This is a genomic window from Streptomyces reniochalinae (assembly GCF_003323735.1).
GTDB lineage: Bacteria > Actinomycetota > Actinomycetes > Streptomycetales > Streptomycetaceae > Streptomyces > Streptomyces reniochalinae.
Map to the genome: position 1 here is coordinate 165,061 of NZ_QOIM01000045.1, position 7,303 is coordinate 172,363.

6 protein-coding genes are annotated in these 7,303 nt (G+C 67.7%); 5 read left to right on the forward strand and 1 reads right to left on the reverse strand.

The window, feature by feature from the left end; all coding sequences use genetic code 11:
• The first annotated feature begins 25 nt into the window (after window positions 1-25).
• The 5 genes from DQ392_RS30145 to tuf all read left to right on the forward strand — a co-directional run bounded on the left by DQ392_RS30145 (window position 26) and on the right by tuf (window position 5,306).
• Window positions 26-493, forward strand: coding sequence for a DUF1707 and DUF4190 domain-containing protein (locus DQ392_RS30145; protein ID WP_114018895.1), 468 nt, complete (start codon window positions 26-28; stop codon window positions 491-493).
• Window positions 494-848: 355 nt separating this feature from the next.
• Window positions 849-1,220, forward strand: coding sequence for a 30S ribosomal protein S12 (gene rpsL, locus DQ392_RS30150; protein WP_003948652.1), 372 nt, complete (start codon window positions 849-851; stop codon window positions 1,218-1,220).
• Window positions 1,221-1,222: 2 nt separating this feature from the next.
• Window positions 1,223-1,693 carry a 30S ribosomal protein S7 gene (rpsG, locus tag DQ392_RS30155; protein ID WP_019354980.1) on the forward strand — a complete coding sequence of 157 codons (471 nt, stop codon included), beginning with the start codon at window positions 1,223-1,225 and terminating at the stop codon, window positions 1,691-1,693.
• Between the two features lie 39 nt (window positions 1,694-1,732).
• Window positions 1,733-3,856: an elongation factor G gene (gene fusA / locus DQ392_RS30160; protein WP_114018877.1), complete on the forward strand. Its 2,124-nt coding sequence runs from the start codon at window positions 1,733-1,735 to the stop codon at window positions 3,854-3,856.
• Between the two features lie 256 nt (window positions 3,857-4,112).
• Window positions 4,113-5,306: an elongation factor Tu gene (gene tuf, locus DQ392_RS30165; protein ID WP_114018878.1), complete on the forward strand. Its 1,194-nt coding sequence runs from the start codon at window positions 4,113-4,115 to the stop codon at window positions 5,304-5,306.
• 111 nt (window positions 5,307-5,417) lie between these two features.
• On the opposite strand, the gene DQ392_RS30170 is transcribed toward tuf, so the two are convergent.
• Window positions 5,418-7,277, reverse strand: a complete 1,860-nt coding sequence (locus DQ392_RS30170) for a coagulation factor 5/8 type domain-containing protein (protein WP_114018879.1) — start codon at window positions 7,275-7,277, stop codon at window positions 5,418-5,420.
• Window positions 7,278-7,303: the final 26 nt, after the last annotated feature.

The following is a 7,303-nucleotide window of genomic DNA, read 5'->3' on the forward strand; positions in this document are numbered from 1 at the left end:
CCGGGGGGAGCAGCAGGTGGGTGCGATGCGTGCATCGCACACGGACCGGGAACGGGCCATCGACGTGCTGAAGGCCGGCTTCAGCGAGGGCCGGCTGGGCCAGGCCGAGTACGAGCAGCGGCTGACGAGGGCCTCGCAGGCGCAGACGTACGCGGAACTGCAGATGCTGCTGGCGGATCTGCCGCAGGGGCCCGTCCCGATGCCGCCCGCGCCGCAGCCGCCTCCTGGGTACCAGCCGGTGCCGCGCACCTTCCTGCCGGCGCCGCCGCCGAGGACCAACGGCATGGCCATCGGGGCGCTGGTGTGCGGCATCCTCACCCCGATGTACGGGATCACGGCTCTGCCCGCGGTGATCCTGGGGCATCTGGCGAAGGCGCAGATCCGCAGGTCGGGGGAGGAGGGCTCCGGTTTCGCGACGGCGGGCCTGGTGCTGGGCTGGCTGGCCATCGGCTTCACCCTGGCGATCGTCCTCGCGGTGGTGGCCTCGGTCTGAGGCGTGCCGGGACCCCTGCCGGGGCCCGGTCCGGCACGCCCGGCGGGGTGGTGTGTGAGGCGCTCTTCTTCTCGCAGGTCGGGGAGGCTATGGTGGCCGGTCGCTGTTGTTTTGACCCAGGCCGATGAGGTAGGTACCCTCGTTCTCTGTGCCTGGGGTGTCCCCTGCGCAGTTGTCCTCCGCGAGAGCGGGCCAGGGCCGCGCGGCTGGTGACACCGGGATCTGCATGCTTCTCACCACGGAGAAGTCTTCCGCCCTCAGCGGGGATCTGCAGTCTTCGACACACCCGACCTCGTGGGTCGGGCGTGGCCCAGGTTAGCTTTACCGAGACTGGCACACAGAAACCGGAGAAACGGTGCCTACGATCCAGCAGCTGGTCCGCAAGGGCCGGCAGGACAAGGTCGAGAAGAACAAGACGCCCGCACTGGAGGGTTCGCCCCAGCGCCGCGGCGTCTGCACGCGTGTGTTCACGACCACCCCGAAGAAGCCGAACTCGGCCCTGCGCAAGGTCGCCCGTGTGCGCCTGACCAGTGGGATCGAGGTCACTGCCTACATTCCGGGTGAGGGCCACAACCTGCAGGAGCACTCGATCGTGCTCGTGCGCGGTGGCCGTGTGAAGGACCTGCCGGGTGTTCGCTACAAGATCATCCGCGGCTCCCTCGACACGCAGGGCGTCAAGAACCGCAAGCAGGCTCGCAGCCGCTACGGCGCCAAGAAGGAGAAGTAAGAATGCCTCGTAAGGGCCCTGCCCCGAAGCGCCCGGTCATCATCGACCCGGTCTACGGCTCTCCTCTGGTGACCTCCCTCATCAACAAGGTGCTGCTGAACGGCAAGCGCTCCACCGCCGAGCGCATCGTCTACGGCGCCATGGAGGGGCTGCGCGAGAAGACCGGCAACGACCCGGTCATCACCCTCAAGCGCGCGCTGGAGAACGTGAAGCCGACCCTCGAGGTCCGCTCCCGCCGCGTCGGTGGCGCCACCTACCAGGTTCCGGTCGAGGTCCGCCCCGGCCGTTCCTCCACGCTCGCGCTGCGCTGGATCGTGGGTTACTCCCGCGCCCGCCGCGAGAAGACCATGACCGAACGCCTCATGAACGAGCTGCTCGACGCCTCGAACGGTCTCGGCGCCGCCGTCAAGAAGCGTGAGGACACGCACAAGATGGCCGAGTCCAACAAGGCCTTCGCGCACTACCGCTGGTAGTCGCTTCCCCCATCGAGACCGAGAGAAGACTGAAGCCTTATGGCTACCACTTCACTTGACCTGGCCAAGGTCCGCAACATCGGGATCATGGCCCACATCGACGCGGGCAAGACGACGACCACCGAGCGGATCCTCTTCTACACCGGTCGCAGCTACAAGATCGGTGAGGTCCACGACGGCGCTGCCACGATGGACTGGATGGAGCAGGAGCAGGAGCGCGGCATCACCATCACGAGCGCCGCGACGACCACTCACTGGCCGCTCAACGGCGTCGACCACACCATCAACATCATCGACACCCCGGGCCACGTCGACTTCACCGTCGAGGTGGAGCGTGCGCTGCGCGTGCTCGACGGCGCGGTCACGGTGTTCGACGGTGTGGCGGGTGTGGAGCCGCAGTCGGAGACGGTCTGGCGGCAGGCCGACCGCTACGGCGTTCCGCGCATCTGCTTCGTCAACAAGCTCGACCGCACCGGCGCCGAGTTCCACCGCTGCGTCGACATGATCAGTGACCGCCTGGGCGCGGTGCCGCTGGTCATGCAGCTGCCGATCGGCACCGAGTCGGACTTCCGCGGCGTCGTCGACCTGGTGTCGATGAAGGCCCTGGTCTGGTCGCCCGAGGCGAAGATGGGCGAGATGTACGACACCGTCGACATCCCGGACACCCACGCCGAGGCGGCCGACGAGTGGCGCGGCAAGCTGCTCGAGGCCGTCGCGGAGAACGACGAAGAGATGATGGAGCTGTACCTGGAGGGCGAGGAGCCCTCCGAGGAGCAGCTCATGGCGGCGATCCGCCGGGTCACGCTGGCCTCCACGGGCGCCGAGGGCACCATCACGGTCACTCCGGTGTTCTGTGGCACCGCGTTCAAGAACAAGGGCGTGCAGCCCCTGCTCGACGCGATCGCCCGCTACCTGCCGTCGCCGCTGGACGTCGAGGCCATCGAGGGTCACAACCCGAAGGACGCCGACGAGGTCATCAAGCGTCGTCCGTCCGAGGACGAGCCGATGTCCGCGCTCGCCTTCAAGATCGCCAGTGACCCGCACCTGGGCAAGCTGACCTTCATCCGGGTCTACTCGGGCCGGATCCAGACCGGTTCCCAGGTGACGAACTCGATCAAGGGCCGCAAGGAGCGCATCGGCAAGATCTACCGGATGCACTCCAACAAGCGGGAGGAGATCGAGTCGGTGGGTGCCGGCGACATCGTCGCCGTCATGGGTCTCAAGCAGACCACCACCGGTGAGACCCTCTGCGACGCGGGCAACCCGGTCATCCTGGAGTCGATGGACTTCCCGGCCCCGGTCATCGAGGTCGCCATCGAGCCGAAGTCCAAGGGCGACCAGGAGAAGCTGGGCGTCGCGATCCAGCGGCTGTCCGAGGAGGACCCGTCCTTCCAGGTCAAGACCGACGAAGAGACCGGCCAGACGATCATCTCGGGTATGGGCGAGCTGCACCTCGATGTGTTCGTCGACCGTATGAAGCGCGAGTTCAAGGTCGAGGCCAACGTCGGTAAGCCGCAGGTGGCCTACCGCGAGTCGCTCCGCAAGAAGGTCGACAAGGTCGATTACACCCACAAGAAGCAGACCGGTGGTTCCGGTCAGTTCGCGAAGGTGCAGATCTCTGTCGAGCCGCTTGAGGGCGACGGCTACGAGTTCGTCAACCAGGTCACCGGTGGCCGCATCCCGCGGGAGTACATCCCGTCCGTGGACGCGGGCTGCCAGGAGGCCATGGAGTTCGGCGTGCTGGCCGGCTACCCGCTGACCGGCGTCCGCGTGACGCTGCTCGACGGTGCCTTCCACGACGTCGACTCCTCCGAGATGGCGTTCAAGATCGCGGGTTCCATCGCGTTCAAGGAAGCCGCTCGGAAGGCGAGCCCGGCTCTGCTCGAGCCGCTGATGAAGGTCGAGGTGACCACGCCCGAGGACTACATGGGCGACGTCATCGGCGACATCAACTCGCGGCGTGGCCAGGTCCAGTCGATGGAGGAGCGCGGCAACGCGAAGCTCGTGACCGGCCTGGTACCGCTGTCGGAGATGTTCGGCTACGTCGGAGACCTGCGCAGCAAGACCTCCGGTCGTGCGACGTACTCCATGCAGTTCGACTCCTACGGTGAGGTTCCCAAGAGCGTCGCCGAGGAGATCATCGCGAAGGCCAAGGGCGAGTAACGCACTCGTCCGGGGCGGGCAGGAGTTTCGAGCTCACCCCTTAGGCTGGAGCAAAGGCATTCGGGGCACTCCGGTACATAACCGCTCGGACCGTTTGGTCCCTGTGCGGTCGTGCCGGGGGAGCCCCGACCGCCGGCCCACCCAAGCGAACAGGTCAAGGGCATCCCCCTCGGGGTCCTGACCGGTTCGGTACGACCACCTGAGACCCTCCGCAAAGTGTGGAGGGTGTACAGCACCAGTCCACAGGAGGACCCCAGTGGCGAAGGCGAAGTTCGAGCGGACTAAGCCGCACGTCAACATCGGCACCATCGGTCACATCGACCACGGCAAGACCACTCTTACCGCGGCGATCACCAAGGTGCTGCACGACGCGTACCCGGAGCTCAACGAGGCCTCGGCGTTCGAGAACATCGACAAGGCTCCCGAGGAGCGCCAGCGCGGTATCACCATCTCCATCGCGCACGTCGAGTACCAGACGGAGAACCGTCACTACGCCCACGTCGACTGCCCGGGTCACGCGGACTACATCAAGAACATGATCACCGGTGCCGCCCAGATGGACGGCGCCATCCTCGTGGTCGCCGCCACCGACGGCCCGATGCCGCAGACCAAGGAGCACGTGCTCCTGGCCCGCCAGGTCGGCGTTCCGTACATCGTCGTCGCCCTGAACAAGGCCGACATGGTGGACGACGAGGAGATCATGGAGCTCGTCGAGCTCGAGGTCCGTGAGCTGCTCTCCGAGTACGAGTTCCCGGGCGACGAGGTTCCGGTCGTCAAGGTCTCGGCGCTCAAGGCGCTCGAGGGCGACAAGGAGTGGGGCGAGGCCATCGTCAAGCTCATGTCGGCCGTCGACGAGGCCATCCCGGCCCCGGAGCGTGACACCGACAAGCCGTTCCTGATGCCGATCGAGGACGTCTTCACCATCACCGGGCGCGGTACGGTCGTCACCGGCCGTATCGAGCGCGGTGTGCTGAAGGTCAACGAGAACGTCGACATCATCGGCATCAAGGACACCAAGACCTCGACCACGGTCACCGGCATCGAGATGTTCCGGAAGCTGCTGGACGAGGGCCAGGCCGGTGAGAACGTCGGTCTGCTGCTTCGCGGTATCAAGCGCGAGGACGTCGAGCGCGGTCAGGTCATCATCAAGCCGGGCTCGGTCACCCCGCACACCGAGTTCGAGGCCCAGGCCTACATCCTGTCGAAGGACGAGGGTGGCCGCCACACCCCGTTCTTCAACAACTACCGCCCGCAGTTCTACTTCCGCACCACCGACGTGACCGGCGTCGTGACCCTCCCCGAGGGCACCGAGATGGTCATGCCGGGCGACAACACCGAGATGAGCGTCCAGCTCATCCAGCCCGTCGCCATGGAAGAGGGCCTCAAGTTCGCCATCCGTGAGGGTGGCCGGACCGTGGGCGCCGGCCAGGTCACCAAGATCCTCAAGTGACCTCGCCGCGTTGAGCACCCCTCACGGGGTGCTCGGCGCACGGCCTGGAAGAGGGCCCGTACGGCTTCACCGCCGTACGGGCCCTCTTTCGTGCGACAGGGGGAGGAGGCGTCAGGGGTAGTCGACCACCGTCGAGGGGACGGTGTCGGAGCCCGAGGTCGGGGAGCCCGTGTCGTTGATGACGCACTCGTACTGGCCCTTGCCGCCGAGGGAGACGACCAGCAGGTTGTGGAAGGTGACCCCCTCGGTGTCCGGCGTGGCGAAGCCGTGGTGCTGGACGATGGAGTCGTCGGCGGTGTAGTTGCAGTAGCTGCCCAGGCCCCAGGCCTCGTGGGAGGTCACCGCGTCCCCGACCTTGTAGGCCGCGTACCCCTTGATGTCTCCGTTCTGGATGGCGTCCTGGTTCGGCGCGTCGTAGGCCTTCTCGTTCTGGAAGAAGATGGTGCGGCCCTGTTGGCCGTTCCACTGGACGTCGTACTTGTTGAAGTGCTCCACGAACAGTCCGGTGGCCAGCACGTTGTCGCCGTTGACGACGACGCCGTAGTCGGCCCTGTTGGTCTCCCAGCCGACCCCGTCCCCGTGGTCGGCCCGCCACACCCAGGTGTGGTCGATGATCGTGTGCCGGCTGTTGACGACGATGCTGGTGGTGGCCTTGCCCGGGCCTGCCCCGCCGATCCGGACGAACACGTCCTGGACGGTGATCGGGTTCGCGGAGTGGTCCGCGTCGGCGCCCTTGGGGCCCACCTCCAGCAGGGTCTCGGAGTTGTCGGGCCCCGCGTCGATCAGGAAACCGGCCAGCCGCACCCCGTCGACGTCGGCGACCGTCATCGCTGCCGCACCGCCCTGGGGGACGAGCGTGGCGTATCCCAGGCCGAGCACGACCGTGTCGGCCCGCTCGACTTGGACCGGCTGGTCGAGGTGGTAGACGCCCGGGGTGAGCAGCAGGTGCAGGCCCTGGGTGAGCGCCTGGTTGAGGGTGTCGGCCGTGTCGTCCGGCTTGGCCACGTAGAACTGCGACAGCGGCAGCGAGGTGCCGCGGGGCGTCCCGTTGCCCCAGCTGACCCCGCGCGCGTCGGTCCGTTTCTCCGGGAGGAAGACCCGGTAGTCGTCGCCGTCCAGGTACAAGAAGGGCTTCTCGCGGGAGACCGGGGTGGTCTCCAGGGTGGTGTAGGGCGGGTCGGGGAAGCTTTGGGCGGGCGCACCCTCCACGCCGGAGAAGACCATGTTCCACACGGCGTTCTGCCATCCGCCCACCGCGCTGTCCCGGGTGTACCACTGCTGCTGCGAGTACGGCCCGACCTCGCCGTCGATGCGGCTGTCCGCGATGTAGCCGCCGCTCGCCCAGCCGTAGCCGTCGGGGGAGAGGTTCAGGCCGCCGCGTACGTGCATCCTGCGGAACGGCGCGGCCTGGGCGACGGCCCACCTGTCGGTTCCGCTGACGGGGACGAGCGCGAGGTTCTCGGCCGAACGCCAGAAGTTCTGGGTGGCGTTCCCGTCGAACCAGCCCGCGTCCACGGTGACGTCTCCGTTGATCGTCGTGTCGTCGGGGGACAGCCCGAGACCCGCGATGGAGGTGTAGAAACCGAGCTGGGCGTTGAGCCCGCTGTAGGAACCCGGCTTGAACAGCAGCGCGTAGCGCCCTTCGCCGAACTGCGCCGACTCCTGCTGCCCGAAGATCTCGTCCAGTTTGGCCTGGATGCCGGGGGTCTGCGGGTCGAAGACGATGACGTTGGGGCCGAGGTCGCCGCCGCCCGGCAGGTCCTTCGCGTCCCGCGGCGTGGCGCGGGCGGGTGCGGCCGACGCGGGTGCCGAGAGGCCGAGCAGAGCCGGTGCCGCGGCGCCGGCCGCGGCCGCGCCGACCGCGGCGGCGCCGAGGACGGTGCGGCGGTTGGGGGTGCGGCGCGGGGCGTGGCTCTCGGGGGTGCCGCCTCCCGAATGCGGGGCGCCGGGGGGGGGGGGGGTGGGGGGCATGGGCGCTTCTCCTTGTTCATCAGGTG

What these genes read in the sequence shown, in the direction of transcription:
- DQ392_RS30145 (WP_114018895.1), top strand. Translation starts at nt 26, where the DNA reads ATGCGTGCATCGCACACGGACCGGGAACGGGCCATCGACGTGCTGAAG.
- rpsG (WP_019354980.1), top strand. Translation starts at nt 1,223, where the DNA reads ATGCCTCGTAAGGGCCCTGCCCCGAAGCGCCCGGTCATCATCGACCCG.
- fusA (WP_114018877.1), top strand. Translation starts at nt 1,733, where the DNA reads ATGGCTACCACTTCACTTGACCTGGCCAAGGTCCGCAACATCGGGATC.
- DQ392_RS30170 (WP_114018879.1), bottom strand. Translation starts at nt 7,277, where the DNA reads ATGCCCCCCACCCCCCCCCCCCCCGGCGCCCCGCATTCGGGAGGCGGC.